Origin of the sequence: Pseudomonas sp. CBS, from assembly GCF_024734645.1 — a bacterium.
Taxonomy (GTDB): Bacteria; Pseudomonadota; Gammaproteobacteria; order Pseudomonadales; family Pseudomonadaceae; genus Aquipseudomonas.
This window is the reverse complement of sequence record NZ_CP102929.1, coordinates 6,688,950-6,705,161: the sequence shown is the minus strand read 5'-3', so window position 1 is coordinate 6,705,161 and position 16,212 is coordinate 6,688,950. Positions and strand designations below refer to the sequence as shown.

Sequence of the window (16,212 nt, the reverse complement as noted above, 5' to 3'; positions counted from 1 at the left end):
CCGCCATGAAACTGTTTATCCTCGGCTTTGCTGCCCTCCTCGCCACCGGCTCGGCGCTTGCCGATACCACTTCGGTCATCCATGACACGCCCGGCTTCTTCATGCACATGGACGTGGCCAAAGTGCTGTCGAGCACCGACACCTACGGCCAGTGCGGCATTGTCCCCGCCCGCCTCGACTACCTCGACAGCCAGGGCCGCGAACACGTGCTGGACTATCAAGTACAGGGCATCGGCTGCCCCAATGACAATTGATCGGGCTACACTTGCGCCACGAAACACCGGCACATCACCAGGGCAACTCCCATGAATATCCTCGTAGTCGAAGACGAGCCCAAGGCGGGTAACTACCTGCTTAACGGCCTGCAGGAACTGGGTTACTCCGTGAGCCTCGCCCGCGACGGTGTGGACGGTTTGCACCAGGCCCTGGAAACCCCGTTCGACGTGATCGTGCTGGACGTGATGATGCCGAAGATGGACGGTTGGGAAGTGCTGCGTCGCCTGCGCAAGGAAGCCGATACGCCGGTGCTGTTCCTCACCGCCCGGGACGACATTGCCGACCGCATCAAGGGCCTGGAACTGGGCGCCGACGATTACCTGATCAAGCCGTTTTCCTTCGCCGAACTGGTGGCGCGCCTGCGCACCCTGACCCGGCGCGGGCCAAGCCGTGAAGAAGAACAACTGCAGATCGCCGACCTGCAGATCGACGTGCTCAAGCGCCGCGTTACCCGCGGCGGTGTGCGCATCACCCTGACCAACAAGGAGTTCGCCTTGTTGCACTTGTTCGCCACCCACCAGGACCAGGTGCTGTCGCGCTCGTTGATCGCCTCGCGGGTGTGGGACATGAATTTCGACAGCGACACCAATGTGGTCGACGTGGCCGTGCGCCGCTTGCGCCTGAAAATCGACGACCCGTTCCAGCTCAAGCTGATCCACAGCGTGCGCGGCATCGGCTACCGCTTCGATACGCAGCCATGAGCAAGCCTCGGCATTATTCCCTGACACTGCGCCTGGCACTGATCTTTGCCTTACTGGCGTTCGCCCTGCTGGCGACCCTCGGCGTGGCGCTGTACCGCGACCTTGAGCGCGAGTTGATCCACCGGGACGATGCCGCGCTGATTTACCGCGTCGACCAACTGCGCAACCTGCTGAACGACAGCAACACTCTGGACCTGATCAAGACCAAGCCGGAGCTGTTCCAAAACATGCTGGGCAACCGCGAATCGGTGCTGAGCATCACCGCACCGGGGCAGAAGCCGTTGCTGGAGGTGAACCCCGGCAACATCGATATGCCCGCCGTGACACCGGTGCCCAGAAACCATGCCCTGGACTTCGCCGATGTGCAGCATTTGCCTGGCGTCAACGGAGTGCCCTTCTCCATGCTGGCCGCCACCATCGATTCCGGCGACCAGGGCAGCCTGCAAGTCACCACCGGGCGCCTGATGACCGAGCGCACCGCTGTGCTCGCCAGCTACCGGCTGAGTGTCTATATCCTCGCCAGCATCGCTGCGTTGGTACTGGCGGTGGTCGGTTACCTGATGGTGCATCGTGGCTTGCTGCCGTTGCGGCGTCTGGCGGTGCATGCCCAGGGCATCGGCGTCGGCAACCTTGCCGCGCGCCTCGACAGCCAGGGCGCCCCCAAAGAATTGCTGCCGATGATTGATTCGTTCAACACCATGCTCGAACGCCTGGCCAAGGGCTTTGTGCAATTGGGGCAGGTCTCCACCGACATGGCCCACGAACTGCGCACGCCCATCAACAACTTGCTGGGGGAAACCCAGGTGGCGTTGCAACAACACCGCAGCGTCGAGGCCTACCAACAACTGCTGGCCTCCAACGTCGAAGAACTTGAACGCCTGGCGCGCATGCTCGACAACATGCTGTTCCTGGCTCGCACCGACCCCGCCAGCGCCTTGCGCCAACGCCAGGAACTGGATGCGGCCGATGAAGTGGAACGCATGGCCGACTATTTCGAAGGGCCGGCGGGCGATGTCGACATCAGTATCCTCGCCCGAGGCACCGGTGTGATCTGGGCCGAACCGATGCTGTTGCGCCGTGCCCTGGCCAACCTGTGCGCCAACGCCATCAAATATGGTGCGCCAGGTTCTGAACTGCTGATCCAGGCCACACCCGGCGCCGAAGGCATCAGCCTGACGGTGACCAACCATGGGGCGACCATCCCGGCGGAGCACTTGCCGAGGTTGTTCGAGCGGTTTTATCGGGTGGATGAATCCCGGGAACGCTCGGCGCATTCCAATGGGCTGGGGCTGTCCATCGTCGCGACCATCATGCAGTTGCACAACGGCCGCTACAGCGTCAGCAGCGAGGACGGCGTGACGTGCTTCGCGTTGTTTTTCCCGGGACGCGAAGCCGAAAACCTCAGCTGACTTGCCCACCCGCTTCAGTGATATCCACCTGGGTATTCCAGGCCGTCAGCAGTGCAATCCGCAACCCTTCAACCTGCATCGGCAACGCCATCGAGGGCGGCTCGGGTACGCGGCCCGCCACCTGTTCGGGCAGCCACGGCACATGGATGAAACCGCTGCGCACCCCAGACCCGGCGAGCGCGTGCTGCAAGAGGTAGAACACCTGATTGCACACGAAAGTGCCGGCGGTTTGCGACACGCTGGCCCCAATGCCGGCCTCGCGCACGGCCCTCACCATGGCTTTGCTCGGCAAGGTACCGAAGTAGGCCGCAGGGCCGCCGGGCACCACTTCCGTGTCGATAGGCTGCTCACCCAGGTTGTCCGGGATCCGCGCGTCGTTGAGGTTGATCGCGACCCGCTCGATGGAAATATCACTGCGCCCGGGGCCCAGCCCGACCGCAATGACCATCTGCGGACGATGTTCGGCCAACAGCTGAGCCAGGCGCTCGCCCGCCGTGGCAAAGGCGCAGGGTAACTGCCGCGCGACAATCCGCACATCAGCGCCCAACGGCACACCCTCCAACAGGCGTACCGCCTCCCAGGACGGGTTGATAAGGTCTTGGTCAAACGGTTCGAAACCCGTCAGCAATACAGTGCGCATTACAGCCTCACATCAGCAGGTAGAGCAGGACAATATTGACCACCAGCATCATCAACGCCGTCGGCATCTGCGCCTTGATCACCGCGTTTTTATCCGGCAGCTCCAGCAACGCCGCCGGGACAATATTGAAGTTGGCTGCCATGGGTGTCATCAACGTACCGCAGTAACCGGAGAACATGCCAATGGCGGCCATCACCGCCGGGTTACCGCCGTAGATACCCACCAGCACCGGCACACCCACGCCGCCGGTCATCACCGGGAAGGCCGCAAAGCCATTGCCCATGATCACGGTAAACAGCGCCATGCCCAACACATACACCATCACCGCTACCAGCTTGTAATCCAGGTTGATGTAGGTGGTGGTGATGTGCGCAACCGCCGTGCCCACGCCCGCTTCGTTGAACAAAAGCCCGAGCATCGCCAGCATCTGCGGCAGCACCATCGCCCAGCCCAGCGCTTCGGTGAGGCGCCGGGATTCGCGAAGGGCTTGCACCGGGGTGTCCCGCGTCAGCCAGCAGGCCAGCGCCAGTGCAATCAGACAGCCGATGCCCAGGGAAACAAAGGTGGTGTTCTTCGGGTCCAGCAGCGGCACGCCGCCGATCTCGGTGTGCTTGAGCAGCACCGAGCCGATCACCGTGGTCAACGGAATGGCCAATGCCGGGATAAACAATTTATGCCCCAGGCGACCAGCGCTGGCCCGTGCGGCCTTGTCATGCAACTGAGCGTGCGCGCCGCGGCCTACGCCGCCCAGGCCCGCAATGAGCGCCATCACCACCACGCCCACGCCGACCACCACCGAAGGCAGACGCTCCCCCACCAGGAACGGAATGGCAAACAGCAGCCAGAACAACGAACTCGACCAGCGCTTGGGGTGGGTGCGATCCATCAGGATCATCCCGGAGGTGATCACCAGCAGAATGCCGGCCAGCCAGTACAGGTATTCAATGGAAATGATCATTGCGCCGCCTCCGCTTGCTTGGCCGGTAACAGCTCTCGGGTCAGCATTCGGTCAAAGCGGTGCAAGCGGATGGCGTGAATAATGAAGGCGCAGATCGCCGTCGGGATGCCCCAGACCGCAATGTGCAGAGGCTCGACATCAATCCCCGAACCCAGCAGGAAGGTGTGCATCAACGCAATCGCACCAAAGGCGACGAAGATATCCTCGCCAAAAAACAGCCCGACGTTGTCGGTCGCGGCACACATGGCCAGGACCTTGTGGCGAAGCTTGTCGGGAAGTTTGCCATAGCGTTTTTCCGCCGCGCCTTCCGCCATCGGCGCCAGCAACGGGCGCACCATCTGCGGGTGCCCGCCCAGGCTGGTCAGGCCCATGGCCGCTGTGGATTCACGCACAAACAGGTAGATGATCAGCAAGCGCCCGACCGTGGCCCGCTCAAAACGCGCGATCCAGTTTTGCGCATGCAGGCGCAAGCCATGGCGCTCCAGCAAACCGATGACGGCCAGGGGCAACAACAGGATCAATTGCAAGGCGCGGGTCTGGAGGAAGCCGTCGCCCATGGTGGCGAGGATCTTTTCCAGCGGGAAGTGGGCGGCAAACCCGGTGGCAATCGCTGCCGCCGTGACGACCAGCAGCGGATTGAAGCGCAACACAAAGCCGACCACGATGACGAGTACGCCAATCAGCGGCCATAGGTTCACAACAGTTTGCATGGTGGTGAGGTCCTTAAGTGCGCGCTGCGGCGCCAGTAAAGCAGGTAGTGAACAAAGGGGTTCACTGCAAGAAAACGGCGTGCAGCCCGGCTCGATTTTTTATTGTTGACCTGGAAGGTCGAGCGTCAGTGGCGGCATCTTTGCTGCTTGGGGAGGGAGGTGTCCAACAAGAAAAATTGTTGCTGCAATCCAATAAAGTTTGTGGGTGTTTGAAGCGTCAGAGGGCATTTGTATCGCAGCGGCTGGGTGGCGCGCCTTACCGCCGATACCGACATAGCGTTTGGCAAACGGGTTGCGCAACTGCGTGCGCTCGATGTGCCCACCGTGCTCGATGAGCCGCCTCACGCCTTTGTCGGCCCGTTTGAAGAGAAGGCCCAGGCGCAGAACGTGCTCAGGTACTTGAAGTCCGATCATGGCCTGGACGGCTTGGTCACGTGGCGGTCGGTGACCCGCTAGCCCTCAGCCCAGATGCTTCTGGAAAAAGTGCCGCGTGTGTCCTGGCGGGTAGTCGGCAATCTGCCCGAACTCGCTGAAACCCAGCTTCCGATAGAATCCGGGCGCCTGGAAGCTGAAGGTGTCCAGCCAGATCCCCGCACAGCCTTTCTCCCGTGCCAGCTCCTCAGCCGCGTGCATCAGCCGCGAGCCCATGCCTTGAGTGCGCATTGACTCAGGCACGCTCAACAGCTCAACGAACATCCAGCCATAGGAGATTTTCCCGTAGAGGCCGCCTACCACTTCCTGGCTGGCGGGATCGCACAACAACAACCCGAAGGTTTCGAACGGGTTCTCGCCGCATTGGCTGATGTTGTATTCCCGCAGCGGCTGGAGAATGGCCTGGCGCTCTTGCTCGGTAACCTCGAAAGATAACTCTATCCTCGATTCCATCTCGTTGAACTCCTGACAGTTTGAAGACGGCTATGGTTGAAGACGGGCACGGACTGGATGACTTGATAAGTCACACCAACGGCAGCGATGAAACTGACCAGGTTTGCGCAACTGCGAAGAGCGTTGGCGCCCTCCTTGTTGGCACCACCGCTGCTCATGACATTCACGTAGATCCAATTAGACATCACCGCACACTGGTCGCCTGACGATACTGGCGCGGCGTAAACCCGGTCAACGCCTTGAACTGCCGGGTAAACGCGCTGTGGTCGGTATACCCACACTGCAACGCGACCTCAGTGATCGGCAGCTCGGTATGCAGCAGTCGGTGCGCATGCTCAAGGCGCACCTTCTGGATCATCTGACGCGGCGTGAGGTGGAACACGCGCTTGCAGTAGCGCTCCAGTTGCGCCACTGAAATCCCGGCAATCCGCGTCAATTCACCCAGGGTGACACGCCGATTGAAATGCGCCCGGATGTGCTCGTCCACCGCCGCCAGCCGTTGATAGGCCGGGTGGGTTTCACTGGCGGTTTGCAGGTCGACCGAGATGCCCGCCAGGCCGATGATCGCACCGTCGCGGCTGTACAGCGGCCATTTGTGGGTCAGGCACCAACCCGGCTCGCGGGTGCCGTAGAGGTGCAACTCCAACTGGTCTTCCAGGACAAATCCCTGCTCCAGCACCCGTCGATCCTGTTCGGTATAGCCGGGCCCCAACTGCGCGGGAAAGACCTCGGCGCTGGTTTTCCCCAGCAGCGGTTGCAAGTGCTTCAACCCGCACCGTTGCACCAGGGTGCGGTTGGCCAATACGTAGCGCGCCTGCACGTCCTTGATAAAGATCGCAGCATTGGGAATCACGTCCAGCATCGGCAACAACAGCCCCACGCCGGCCAGTAATTCTTCGATGGTGTGCGGGCGGCTGGTCTCGCTCCCTTGGCAAAGGGTCGCGAACGCGCTCTGCATCATGACGCTTTCTCCTGCATTCAGCGGACAGGCCAGGCGCCCGGCGGGCGGTGCCTGGCGAGCAGATTGCCCCATGGGCGCCAGCATGTCGAGCGCTCGAAACTGTGCTGATTTCGTCATATCAGCCTGCGCAAAACATCAATCGCGGCGCCGGTGATGGGTTCACTGTATGGCCACTGCATGCCTATCCAATAACCCACAAGAAGGCGCCGCCATGTCAGCCCAAGGCAAGTTCAAGAAACAGCTTTCATTGATCGACCTCACCTTTATCGGACTGGGAGCGATCTTCGGTTCGGGCTGGCTGTTCGCGGCCAGTCACGTCTCTGCCATCGCCGGGCCGGCGGGGATTTTTTCCTGGTTGCTGGGCGGGTTCGCCGTGTTGCTGCTGGGCATTGTGTACTGCGAACTGGGGGCGGCATTGCCCCGCGCCGGTGGCGTGGTGCGCTACCCGGTTTACTCCCACGGCCCGCTGCTGGGCTACCTGATGGGCTTTATCACGCTGATCGCGTTTTCAAGCCTGGTGGCAATCGAAGTGGTCGCCTCGCGCCAATACGCAGCGGCCTGGTTTCCCGAGTTGACGCAGGCGGGTTCCAGCAACCCCACCGTCCTCGGCTGGTTCGTGCAGTTTGCGCTGCTCTCGCTGTTTTTCGCCCTCAATTACCGCAGCGTGAAGACCTTCGCCATGGCCAATAACCTGGTCAGCGTGTTCAAGTTCATCGTGCCGTTGCTGGTGATCGGCGTGCTGTTCACCTTCTTCAAACCGGAAAATTTCCACGCCCAGGGCTTCGCGCCGTTCGGCCTGTCGGGCATTGAAATGGCAGTGTCCGCCGGCGGGGTGATTTTCGCGTACCTGGGCCTGACGCCGATCATCTCGGTGGCCAGCGAAGTGAAAAACCCGCAACGCACCATTCCCATTGCACTGATCCTGTCGGTGCTGCTTTCCACCGCGATCTACGTGCTGTTGCAGACCGCATTCCTCGGCGGCATTCCCACCGAAATGCTCGCCAACGGCTGGGCTGGCGTCGCCAAGGAACTGGCCCTGCCGTACCGCGATATCGCCCTCGCCCTGGGTGTGGGCTGGCTGGCTTACCTGGTGGTGGCCGACGCGGTGATCTCCCCCAGCGGTTGCGGCAACATCTACATGAACGCCACGCCGCGGGTGATTTACGGCTGGGCGCAAACCGGGACCTTCTTCAAAATCTTCACGCGCATCGACGAAAAGTCCGGTATCCCGCGCCCGGCGCTGTGGCTGACCTTTGGCTTGTCGGTGTTCTGGACCCTGCCCTTCCCGTCGTGGGAAGCGCTGATCAACGTGGTGTCCGCCGCACTGGTGTTGAGCTACGCCGTGGCGCCGGTGTCGGTTGCCGCACTGCGCCGCAATGCGCCTGACCTGCCGCGCCCGTTCCGGGTCAAGTGGATGGGTGTGCTCGGCCCACTGTCGTTCATCATCGCCGCGTTGATCGTCTACTGGTCGGGCTGGAGCACCGTGTCGTGGCTGCTCGGCCTGCAAATCCTGATGTTCGTGGTGTACCTGCTGTGCGGGCGTTTTGTGCCGACCCTGCACCTGAGCCTCGGTCGCCAGGTTCGCTCCTCTGCGTGGCTGATCGGCTTCTACGCCGTGACCATCATCCTGTCGAAACTCGGCAGCTTTGGTGGCCTGGGCATCCTCAGCCATCCGTTCGACACCGTGGTCGTGGCCGCTTGCGCGCTGGGTATTTATTACTGGGGCGCGGCCACTGGCGTGCCGGCGCATCTGGTTCGCCTGGAAACCGAAGATGACGAAAGTGAAGCCCCTGAGCCCGACATCGGCCGCGTGCAGCTGGCTTCCTGAGCCTCAGCCAACCCCTGAATGGACACTGTTATGAAACGAGTTCACATCATCGATTCCCACACCGGCGGCGAACCCACGCGCCTGGTGATGACAGGTTTTCCCGAGTTGGCCGGCGAGACCATTGCCGACAAGCTCGACGACCTGCGCACTCAGCATGACCAATGGCGCAGGGCGTGCCTGCTGGAGCCCCGTGGCAACGATGTACTGGTGGGCGCGCTGTATTGCGCGCCGGTCTCGGCCGATGCCACCTGCGGCGTGATTTTCTTCAACAACGCCGGCTACCTCGGCATGTGCGGCCACGGCACCATCGGCCTGGTTGCCTCGCTGCATCACCTGGGGCGGATCGCACCGGGGGTGCACAAGATCGACACGCCGGTCGGCCCGGTCAGCGCCACATTGCATGCTGACGGCGCGGTGACATTGCGCAATGTGCCCGCCTACCGCTATCGCCAACAGGTACCGGTGGAGGTGCCTGGACATGGCCGGGTCTACGGCGATATCGCCTGGGGCGGCAACTGGTTCTTCCTGGTTTCCGAGCACGGGCAAGCGCTGCAAATGGACAACGTCGAAGCCCTGACCGATTACACCTGGGCGATGCTCAAGGCCTTGGAGGCCCAGGGCATCCACGGTGAAGACGGCGCGCTGATCGACCATATCGAACTGTTCGCCGACGACGACCAGGCCGACAGCCGCAACTTCGTCATGTGCCCGGGCAAAGCCTACGACCGCTCGCCCTGCGGCACCGGCACCAGCGCCAAGCTGGCGTGCCTGGCGGCCGACGGCAAACTCGCCGCCGGTGAGCCGTGGGTGCAGGCCAGCATCACCGGCAGCCAATTCGAAGGCAGCTACGAATGGGAAGGCGAGCGTGTACGCCCTTCCATCACCGGCCGCGCCTACATGACCGCCGACAGCACCTTGCTGATCGACGAACAGGATCCCTTCGCGTGGGGCATTTGAAACGCCCCCGCCCCTTCAATCAAACTGGAGCTGAAACCATGAATACCAACATCTTCACCGGCTGCATCCCCGCCCTGATGACCCCGTGCACCGCCGAGCGCAAACCGGACTTCGACGCCCTGGTCGCCAAGGGCCGCGAGCTGATCGATATCGGCATGAGCGCGGTGGTGTACTGCGGCTCCATGGGCGACTGGCCGTTGCTGACGGAAGCCGAGCGCCAGGAAGGCGTGGCGCGCCTGGTGGCTGCCGGCGTACCGACCATCGTCGGCACCGGCGCGGTCAACAGCCGTGAAGCGGTGGCCCACGCGGCGCATGCGGCGAAAGTAGGCGCCCATGGCTTGATGGTCATCCCGCGTGTGCTGTCCCGTGGCGCCTCGGCGACGGCGCAGAAGGATCACTTTGCGGCCATCCTCAAGGCCGCGCCGAACCTGCCGGCGGTGATCTACAACAGCCCTTACTACGGCTTCGCCACCCGCGCCGACCTGTTCTTTGAGCTGCGTCGCGAGTACCCGAACCTGATCGGCTTCAAGGAATTCGGCGGCGCGGCAGACCTGCGCTACGCGGCCGAACACATCACGTCCAAGGACGATGACGTGACCCTGATGGTGGGCGTGGATACCCAGGTGGTCCACGGTTTCGTCAACTGCAACGCCACCGGCGCGATCACCGGCATCGGCAACGCGCTGCCACGGGAAGTTTTGCAACTGGTGGCCCTGAGCAAGAAAGCCGCCAAGGGCGATGCCACCGCACGCCGCCAGGCGCGGGAATTGGAGTCGGCACTGGCGGTGTTGTCGTCCTTTGACGAAGGCTGCGACCTGGTGCTGTTCTACAAGCATCTGATGGTGCTCAACGGCGACAAGGAATACACCCTGCACTTCAACGAGACCGATGCTCTCAGCGATGCCCAGCGTCGGTATGCCGAGCACCAGTACGCGCTGTTCCGCCAGTGGTACGCCAACTGGTCGGCGGAGCAGAACGTCGCTTAACACTATTCAATGCCACAAAAATAAAATGTAGGAGCTGTCGAGCCCCGGCGAGGCTGCGATGGGATCACCGCGGTGTACCTGCCAGAGCGCAGTGCCTGCATCGCAGCCTCGCTCTGGCTCGACAGCTCCTACAGAGATTCTGTTTGTCTGCCTCTCTTTACTTTCTCAGGATTACGCCATGACTCTGACGGGCACCATGCTGATTGGTCAGCACTCCATTCCAGGCAGCCGCGAGGCAATCCGGGCGATCAATCCTGCCACCGATATTGCGCTGGAACCTGCCTATGCCGGCGGCACCGCCGAGCATGTCGAACACGCCTGTGCGCTGGCATGGAGCGCCTTCGATTCCTACCGCGAAACGCCATTGGCCGCTCGCGCCGAATTCCTTGAAAGCATCGCCAACGAAATCGAAGCCCTGGGCGATGAGTTGATTGAACGGGCGATGGCCGAAACCGGCCTGCCCCGCCCACGTATCCAGGGCGAGCGCGGCCGCACCTGTCACCAACTGCGCACCTTTGCCCGCACGGTGCGCGCGGGTGAATGGCTGGATGTGCGGGTTGATTCCGCTCAGCCGGATCGCCAGCCCCTGCCCCGCTCGGACCTGCGTCAACGCCAGGTGCCGCTGGGGCCAGTGGCGGTTTTTGGAGCGAGTAATTTTCCCCTGGCATTCTCAGTGGCCGGCGGTGATACCGCTTCGGCACTGGCGGCCGGTTGCCCGGTGATCGTGAAGGCACACAGTGCGCATCCTGGTACCAGCGAACTGGTGGGCCGAGCGGTGGCCAAGGCCGTTCAGCAATGTGGGCTGCCTGACGGTGTGTTTTCGCTGTTGTACGGCTCGGGCCGCGAAGTGGGCATCGCCCTGGTGCGCGATCCACGCATCAAGGCCGTGGGTTTCACCGGTTCGCGCAGCGGCGGCATCGCCTTGTGCCAGGCGGCCCAGGCACGTCCCGAGCCAATTCCGGTGTATGCGGAGATGAGTTCGATCAATCCGGTCTACCTGTTTCCCGCCGCATTGAAAGCGCGCGGTGAAGCTTTGGCCCAGGGGTTTGTCGCGTCCCTGACCCAAGGCGCCGGCCAGTTCTGCACCAATCCCGGGCTGGTGATTGCCGTTGCAGGGCAGGCGCTGGACCACTTCATCGACAACGCTGCCAATCTGCTTCAGCGCAGCGCGGCCCAGGTCATGCTTACACCGGGAATCTTCAAGGCTTATGACGACGGCGTCAGCGCCCTGGCCAAGCATGCTCATGTCGCGGGTAAAGGGTTGGCGGCGCAAGGCCCGAACCAGGGCCAGGCCCACCTGTTCGCGACCCACGCACAAGATTTTCTCGCCAACCACAGCTTGCAGGCCGAGATATTCGGCGCCGCCTCCTTGATCGTGCAATGTGCCAATGCCGATGAAGTCCGCCAAGTCAGTGAACACCTGGAAGGCCAGTTGACCGCCACCTTGCATCTGGATGGCGACGATCTGGAAACCGCCCGCGCGCTGCTGCCGACTTTGGAACGCAAGGCCGGTCGCCTGCTCGTCAACGGCTGGCCGACCGGCGTGGAAGTCTGTGATGCGATGGTGCATGGCGGGCCTTTCCCGGCAACGTCAGACTCGCGCACCACCTCGGTGGGCACGGCCGCGATCCTGCGATTCCTGCGGCCGGTGTGCTACCAGGACTTCCCGGATGGCCTGCTGCCGACGGCGCTGCAACACGGCAATCCATTGCTGCTGCGGCGCCTGCTCGACGGTCAGAGAGAAGCCTAGGCCATGAGCGAGAACGTCATTCCAGATATCGCCGTGGTCGGGGCCGGAATCATCGGCGTCGCCTGCGCGCTGCAACTGGCACGCCAGGGGCGGCGAGTGGTGGTCATCGACCCACAGCAACCTGGCCACGGGGCCTCGTTCGGCAACGCCGGTCACCTGGCGACCGAGCAAGTGTTTCCCATCGCGGATGCGTCGATCCTCAGCCGCTTGCCGGCCATGCTTCTGGACCCGATGGGCCCGCTGCGCCTGGACTGGAAATACCTGCCGCGCGCCCTGCCCTGGTTTACCCGGCTGCTGTTGAATCTGCGCCCGGCGCCATTCCAGCGCACCGTCGCCGGGATCCGTGCGCTGAATGAAAGCAGCCTGGGGGCGTGGCACCGTCTGCTGGAGAGTATCGACCGTACCGCACTGATGCGCGAAGACGGCTCATTGCTGATCTTCGAGCGCCCCGACTCCCGTCAGGCCATCGACGCCTTGCAGGCACGCATGCGCCAGCAAGCAGTCCCGGTGGATTACTGGCAGGCCAGTGCGGTACAGGAGGTGGCGCCGCAACTCAGCGAAGGGATTCAGGGCGGGTTGTTCTTTCCCCGCACCGGGCATTTTCTCGATCCTTACCGGGTGGTTTGCGAACTGGTGGAAGCGGCCAAAGCCTGTGGGGTGCAATTTCTCAAGCAACCGATTTTGGGTGGGAAGCTGGGCGAGCACGGTGTTTCATTGAGGACTGACCAAGGCGTGGTCGCGGCGCGTCAGGTGTTGATCGCCTGCGGTGCGCATTCGGCCAAATTGACCGCCGAACTGACCGGCAAAAAGGTCCCGCTGGATACAGAGCGCGGTTATCACTTGATGCTGCCCAATGAGCATGGGCGGCTACCGTTCGCCGTCACGTCACTGGAGCGCAAGTTCATCATGACGCCCATGGATGGAGGATTGCGCCTGGCAGGCACCGTGGAGTTTGCAGGCCTCGATCGCCCGCCGAACATGGAGCGCGCGTGGCAGTTGCACCGGCTGAGTCAGGGGCTGTTTCGTCGTGATTTGAGTGCTGAAGATGCGACGCCGTGGATGGGGTTTCGCCCTTCCCTGCCGGACTCGCTGCCGATTATCGACAAGGTGTGCGATGGCAAAGTCTTGCTTGCGTTTGGGCATCAGCATCTGGGGCTGACGCAGGCGGCGGTGACGGCGGAGTTGATTGGCCAACTGGTGTCGCCGGTTTTTTTCAGCCACGGCTTGCCGGCGCTGGAACCCTATCGGCTGAGTCGTTTTTGAAAGGAGCGGCACCCAAATTCGGTGCCGCTCGTCTGTTGCCGCTACTTAGCGATAACGTTCCAGCCAGTGCGCGTAAGGCGCAGGCAAGGTCCAGGATGACTTATCGACCCCCAGTTCCTTGGCCGCAAAGTAGGCCCAATGTGGGTCGGCCAAATGGGCGCGCCCTACCGACACCAGGTCGAGTTGCCCGGCCTGCAATGCGCCTTCAGCCAGTTGCGGCGTACCAAAGCCCCAGGCAGAAGTCACCGGCAAACCGGCCTCGCGACGCACACGCTCGGCGATCGGCCCCATAAATGCCGGGCCCCACGGAATGTTGGCATCGGGCGTGGAGAAACCGACGCTGACGCTCAGCAAGTCCAGGCCACCGGCCTTGAAACGCCGGGCAAGCTCGATGGATTCCGTCAGGGTCTGCTCGTCGCGACCGTCATATTCGATCACGCCAAAACGTGCGGTCAGTGGCAGGTTTTCTGGCCAGACCTCACGTACTGCGGCAAGGGTTTCCAACAGGAAGCGGCTGCGGTTATCGAAGCTGCCACCGTAGGCATCGGTGCGTTGGTTGGAATGCTCGGAGAAAAAGCTCTGGCCCAGGTAACCGTGGGCGAAATGCAGTTCGATCCATTCAAAACCGGCGTCACGGGCACGGCGAGCAGCGTCGACGAAGTCCTGGCGAACCCGTGCGATGTCTTCCAGGGTCATGGCGCGGGGGACATTCGGCAGGTGTGCGCCAAAAGGGATGGCCGAGGGTGCAATGGTCTGCCAGGACCGGGCATCGGAAGCCGGGATATGGTCATCCCCTTCCCACGGACGATTGGAACTGGCCTTACGACCGGCGTGACCAATCTGGATGCCAGGGACCGAACCTGCGGCCTTGATGGCGTTGACCATGGGCACGAAGGCTTGCGCATGCGCGTCGCTCCAGATCCCCGCGCAGCCAGGTGTGATGCGCCCTTCAGGCGCTACAGCGGTCGCCTCGACCACCAGCAGACCCGCACCGCCACGGGCCATACTGGCGAGGTGCACGTGGTGCCAGTCGTTGACCATGCCGTCGTCAGCCATGTACTGGCACATCGGCGGGATAGCGATCCGGTTGCGCAACGTCACGTCTTTCAGCTTGTAGGGTTCGAACAATGCAGCCATGAAAAGTCTCCTGAAGCGAAGGTAGGTTAGCTTTCGATTGTTCGATGTTAATCGAACTATGGTGTTAAGCGATAGCCCTGTTATCATTCGCCCCATGCGAGCCTTCAAACACCCCAATGCCGAAGACCTGATTCTCGAACGCGTGCTCTACGCGTTAAGTGACCCTGTTCGACTGGAAATCGTTCGCTGCCTGGCGGGAGTTACCGAGGCCACTTGCGGCGAGCTGGACGGCGGACGGCCGAAATCCAGCGTCTCCCATCACTTCCGGGTGTTAAGGGATGCGGGGCTTGTACACACCCGCAGTGTTGGCACGACCCATATGAACTCGTTGCGCACTGATGTAATGGACAGCCGGTTTCCAGGGCTGGTCCAGGCGATCCTTTCCCAGCAGTGAGCAGGCCCGCTGCGGTGGCGCCTTTTCCTGCGCCGGCCAGCGCTTCAGGCGAAATGTCTTGCGACGGTTTTGCACTACCAGCAGCGGCAGACCGGTGATTATCGTGCATGACTTTACGGTTACGCGACGCCGGGAACCCGCCTTGAACAACACCCACTTCTTTTCCATACACACGGTGCTGCGAAGCGCCGCGTTTGCGATCATTGCCCTTCTATTTGCCAATAGCGCCATCGCCGAATCGGCCATGCCTTTGGGCCAGAAATCGTTCGAGTCGTATCGCCTCGATACCTTGCAATGGCTGCGGGAGCATCGCGACTTCCAGGGCACCGACAGGGAAGCCGAACTCAACTGGAACGCGCCACAGGAATGGCGCCCGGCTGGAACAGCCAAACGCGGGATCATTCTGGTGCACGGCCTGGGCGACTCTCCGTGGTCGTTCCACGATATCGGCAGCGCACTGGCTGCCCGCGGCTTCCTGGTGAGGACTGTGTTGCTTCCCGGCCACGGCACACAACCGGCCGACATGCTGCAAGTACGTATGGAAGACTGGCGCCGGGTGGTGGACGAACAGTCCGCGATACTTCGCGCAGAAGTGGGCGAGATTTACCTCGGTGGCTTCTCCACCGGTGCCAACCTGGTCCTCGACTACGCCTACAAACACGACGACGTCGCCGGGCTACTGCTGTTCTCCCCCGCTTTCCAGTCCAGCATGACCTACGACTGGCTGACGCCGCTGATCAGCTGGGCACGCCCGTGGCTGCTGGCGCCAGACGCAAGCCGGCCACAACAAAGCCTGGTGCGCTACATGACCGTCCCCACCAATGGCTTCGCCCAGTTCTACCGCAGCAGCCGAGTGGCCCGCCAGGACCTGGAGCGTCGTCCCTACGACAAACCGGTGTTCATTGCCGTCGCAGCCCACGACTCAGTGCTCGATACGAACTATGTGCTGGAGACCTTCCAGCAACGCTTCAGTAATCCCCACAGCCGCTTGGCCTGGTACGGAACACTGCCGGAGAGCGCCTGGGACACACAGCGGATAAAAGCGCGCACCGACTACCTGCCGGAGCTGCGGATCAGCCAGTTCTCGCACATGGGGTTGCTGTTCTCACCCGACAACGCGCTCTACGGCGAACAGGGCAGCCTGCGGTTTTGCTGGAACGGCCAGACGGAAGACGCCACTCGAGCCTGCGAGCAAGGGTCAGAGGTGTGGTATTCGGACTGGGGTTATCGCGAGCCGGGCAAGATGCACGCGCGGTTGACATTCAATCCGTACTTCAACTGGCAGCTTGGGCTGATTGATGAGGTGCTGGGTAACCTGGCTCTGGCGAGTGAGAGCGTTGGGCGCTGAAACCCTTTC

Annotated in this window: 17 protein-coding genes; 11 read left to right on the top strand and 6 right to left on the bottom strand. The window is 62.3% G+C overall.

Annotation, left to right across the window (positions count from 1 at the left end; translation table 11 throughout):
• The first annotated feature begins 5 nt into the window (after positions 1–5).
• From NVB75_RS30680 to NVB75_RS30670, 3 genes are read left to right on the top strand one after another with little or no spacing between them, the layout of a single operon-like run.
• A complete protein-coding gene (locus NVB75_RS30680; RefSeq protein ID WP_258344706.1) occupies positions 6–254 on the top strand; it encodes a DUF2790 domain-containing protein in 249 nt (82 codons plus the stop codon).
• A gap of 51 nt (positions 255–305) precedes the next feature.
• On the top strand, positions 306–977 hold the full coding sequence (locus NVB75_RS30675) for a heavy metal response regulator transcription factor (RefSeq protein WP_063031680.1): 672 nt from the start codon (positions 306–308) through the stop codon (positions 975–977).
• The gene (locus NVB75_RS30670) at positions 974–2,386 is read left to right on the top strand and encodes a heavy metal sensor histidine kinase (protein ID WP_258344705.1); all 1,413 of its coding nucleotides are present in this window, start codon (positions 974–976) and stop codon (positions 2,384–2,386) included. Before NVB75_RS30675 ends, NVB75_RS30670 begins: the two co-directional genes overlap by 4 nt.
• On the opposite strand, the gene pcp is transcribed toward NVB75_RS30670, so the two are convergent.
• The 3 genes from pcp to NVB75_RS30655 are packed head-to-tail and all read right to left on the bottom strand — an operon-like array spanning position 2,379 to position 4,694.
• A complete protein-coding gene (pcp, locus tag NVB75_RS30665) occupies positions 2,379–3,026 on the bottom strand; it encodes a pyroglutamyl-peptidase I (protein WP_258344704.1) in 648 nt (215 codons plus the stop codon). The genes NVB75_RS30670 and pcp overlap by 8 nt on opposite strands.
• A gap of 7 nt (positions 3,027–3,033) precedes the next feature.
• On the bottom strand, positions 3,034–3,984 hold the full coding sequence (locus NVB75_RS30660; protein ID WP_063031687.1) for a DUF979 domain-containing protein: 951 nt from the start codon (positions 3,982–3,984) through the stop codon (positions 3,034–3,036).
• On the bottom strand, positions 3,981–4,694 hold the full coding sequence (locus NVB75_RS30655; RefSeq protein WP_177071439.1) for a DUF969 domain-containing protein: 714 nt from the start codon (positions 4,692–4,694) through the stop codon (positions 3,981–3,983). The genes NVB75_RS30660 and NVB75_RS30655 overlap by 4 nt, the downstream gene beginning before the upstream one ends.
• A 228-nt stretch (positions 4,695–4,922) precedes the next feature.
• Between NVB75_RS30655 and NVB75_RS30650 the strand changes: the two genes are divergently transcribed.
• Positions 4,923–5,150 (top strand): SPOR domain-containing protein, encoded by a 228-nt coding sequence (locus NVB75_RS30650; RefSeq protein ID WP_258344702.1) that lies wholly within the window; start codon positions 4,923–4,925, stop codon positions 5,148–5,150.
• Between the two features lie 3 nt (positions 5,151–5,153).
• On the opposite strand, the gene NVB75_RS30645 is transcribed toward NVB75_RS30650, so the two are convergent.
• The gene (locus NVB75_RS30645; RefSeq protein WP_258344701.1) at positions 5,154–5,579 is read right to left on the bottom strand and encodes a GNAT family N-acetyltransferase; all 426 of its coding nucleotides are present in this window, start codon (positions 5,577–5,579) and stop codon (positions 5,154–5,156) included.
• A gap of 184 nt (positions 5,580–5,763) precedes the next feature.
• Complete coding sequence (locus NVB75_RS30640) at positions 5,764–6,540, bottom strand: AraC family transcriptional regulator (protein WP_258344700.1); 777 nt, start codon at positions 6,538–6,540, stop codon at positions 5,764–5,766.
• Positions 6,541–6,751: 211 nt separating this feature from the next.
• Between NVB75_RS30640 and NVB75_RS30635 the strand changes: the two genes are divergently transcribed.
• The 5 genes from NVB75_RS30635 to NVB75_RS30615 all read left to right on the top strand — a co-directional run bounded on the left by NVB75_RS30635 (position 6,752) and on the right by NVB75_RS30615 (position 13,324).
• On the top strand, positions 6,752–8,368 hold the full coding sequence (locus NVB75_RS30635; RefSeq protein ID WP_258344699.1) for an APC family permease: 1,617 nt from the start codon (positions 6,752–6,754) through the stop codon (positions 8,366–8,368).
• 30 nt (positions 8,369–8,398) lie between these two features.
• The gene (locus NVB75_RS30630) at positions 8,399–9,325 is read left to right on the top strand and encodes a 4-hydroxyproline epimerase (protein ID WP_258344698.1); all 927 of its coding nucleotides are present in this window, start codon (positions 8,399–8,401) and stop codon (positions 9,323–9,325) included.
• Positions 9,326–9,363: 38 nt separating this feature from the next.
• Entirely contained in the window at positions 9,364–10,311 is a 948-nt protein-coding gene (locus NVB75_RS30625) for a dihydrodipicolinate synthase family protein (protein ID WP_258344697.1), read from the top strand.
• A gap of 178 nt (positions 10,312–10,489) precedes the next feature.
• Positions 10,490–12,061, top strand: coding sequence for an aldehyde dehydrogenase (NADP(+)) (locus NVB75_RS30620; RefSeq protein WP_258344696.1), 1,572 nt, complete (start codon positions 10,490–10,492; stop codon positions 12,059–12,061).
• A 3-nt stretch (positions 12,062–12,064) separates the two neighbouring features.
• Positions 12,065–13,324 (top strand): FAD-binding oxidoreductase, encoded by a 1,260-nt coding sequence (locus tag NVB75_RS30615; protein WP_258344695.1) that lies wholly within the window; start codon positions 12,065–12,067, stop codon positions 13,322–13,324.
• A 45-nt stretch (positions 13,325–13,369) separates the two neighbouring features.
• Here the strand turns inward: NVB75_RS30615 and NVB75_RS30610 are convergent, their stop codons facing one another.
• On the bottom strand, positions 13,370–14,461 hold the full coding sequence (locus tag NVB75_RS30610) for an NADH:flavin oxidoreductase/NADH oxidase (protein ID WP_258344694.1): 1,092 nt from the start codon (positions 14,459–14,461) through the stop codon (positions 13,370–13,372).
• A gap of 58 nt (positions 14,462–14,519) precedes the next feature.
• On the opposite strand from NVB75_RS30610, the gene NVB75_RS30605 reads away from it, so the two are divergent.
• Both NVB75_RS30605 and NVB75_RS30600 read left to right on the top strand, forming a co-directional pair.
• Positions 14,520–14,855, top strand: coding sequence for a helix-turn-helix transcriptional regulator (locus NVB75_RS30605; RefSeq protein WP_258348794.1), 336 nt, complete (start codon positions 14,520–14,522; stop codon positions 14,853–14,855).
• A 244-nt stretch (positions 14,856–15,099) separates the two neighbouring features.
• Positions 15,100–16,203 (top strand): carboxylesterase, encoded by a 1,104-nt coding sequence (locus NVB75_RS30600; protein ID WP_258348792.1) that lies wholly within the window; start codon positions 15,100–15,102, stop codon positions 16,201–16,203.
• The last annotated feature ends 9 nt before the right edge of the window (positions 16,204–16,212 follow it).

Excerpts from the sequence above, each read along its gene's own strand:
- NVB75_RS30675 (WP_063031680.1), top strand. The coding sequence starts at position 306 with ATGAATATCCTCGTAGTCGAAGACGAGCCCAAGGCGGGTAACTACCTG.
- NVB75_RS30620 (WP_258344696.1), top strand. The coding sequence starts at position 10,490 with ATGACTCTGACGGGCACCATGCTGATTGGTCAGCACTCCATTCCAGGC.
- NVB75_RS30600 (WP_258348792.1), top strand. The coding sequence starts at position 15,100 with ATGCCTTTGGGCCAGAAATCGTTCGAGTCGTATCGCCTCGATACCTTG.
- NVB75_RS30660 (WP_063031687.1), bottom strand. The coding sequence starts at position 3,984 with ATGATCATTTCCATTGAATACCTGTACTGGCTGGCCGGCATTCTGCTG.
- NVB75_RS30615 (WP_258344695.1), top strand. The coding sequence starts at position 12,065 with ATGAGCGAGAACGTCATTCCAGATATCGCCGTGGTCGGGGCCGGAATC.
- NVB75_RS30645 (WP_258344701.1), bottom strand. The coding sequence starts at position 5,579 with ATGGAATCGAGGATAGAGTTATCTTTCGAGGTTACCGAGCAAGAGCGC.
- NVB75_RS30640 (WP_258344700.1), bottom strand. The coding sequence starts at position 6,540 with ATGATGCAGAGCGCGTTCGCGACCCTTTGCCAAGGGAGCGAGACCAGC.
- NVB75_RS30655 (WP_177071439.1), bottom strand. The coding sequence starts at position 4,694 with ATGCAAACTGTTGTGAACCTATGGCCGCTGATTGGCGTACTCGTCATC.
- NVB75_RS30680 (WP_258344706.1), top strand. The coding sequence starts at position 6 with ATGAAACTGTTTATCCTCGGCTTTGCTGCCCTCCTCGCCACCGGCTCG.
- NVB75_RS30605 (WP_258348794.1), top strand. The coding sequence starts at position 14,520 with ATGGTGTTAAGCGATAGCCCTGTTATCATTCGCCCCATGCGAGCCTTC.
- NVB75_RS30625 (WP_258344697.1), top strand. The coding sequence starts at position 9,364 with ATGAATACCAACATCTTCACCGGCTGCATCCCCGCCCTGATGACCCCG.
- pcp (WP_258344704.1), bottom strand. The coding sequence starts at position 3,026 with ATGCGCACTGTATTGCTGACGGGTTTCGAACCGTTTGACCAAGACCTT.
- NVB75_RS30630 (WP_258344698.1), top strand. The coding sequence starts at position 8,399 with ATGAAACGAGTTCACATCATCGATTCCCACACCGGCGGCGAACCCACG.
- NVB75_RS30670 (WP_258344705.1), top strand. The coding sequence starts at position 974 with ATGAGCAAGCCTCGGCATTATTCCCTGACACTGCGCCTGGCACTGATC.
- NVB75_RS30635 (WP_258344699.1), top strand. The coding sequence starts at position 6,752 with ATGTCAGCCCAAGGCAAGTTCAAGAAACAGCTTTCATTGATCGACCTC.
- NVB75_RS30610 (WP_258344694.1), bottom strand. The coding sequence starts at position 14,461 with ATGGCTGCATTGTTCGAACCCTACAAGCTGAAAGACGTGACGTTGCGC.